At 64.4% G+C, this 278-nt stretch carries 1 protein-coding gene; it reads left to right on the forward strand.

Annotated features, from left to right (window positions below; genetic code table 11):
- The coding region (locus SB772_RS40355; protein ID WP_410838561.1) for an MFS transporter at positions 1-278 on the forward strand (278 nt) is incomplete at both ends.

Raw genomic sequence — 278 nt, forward strand, 5'->3', positions numbered from 1 at the left:
CGCGATCTTTTCCGCCTTCACCATTCTTTGTGCCTTCGCTCCGAATGCCGCGGTCTTCGGCGGCCTACGGCTGCTGGCGGGCATCGGCTTGGGCGGCCTGGTGCCCTCGGCCAACGCCCTCGTAGCCGAGCTCGTTCCGGAAAAATGGCGGTCCACCATCGCCACGCTCATGATGTCCGGTGTTCCCATCGGTGGCTCCATCGCCGCTCTCATTGGTATCCCGCTCATTCCGGCCTTCGGTTGGCCCGTGATGTTCGTAATCGCCGTCGTCGCCCTGG

The sequence above is a fragment of the Paraburkholderia sp. SIMBA_030 genome (assembly GCF_046535245.1).
Taxonomy (GTDB): domain Bacteria; phylum Pseudomonadota; class Gammaproteobacteria; order Burkholderiales; family Burkholderiaceae; genus Paraburkholderia.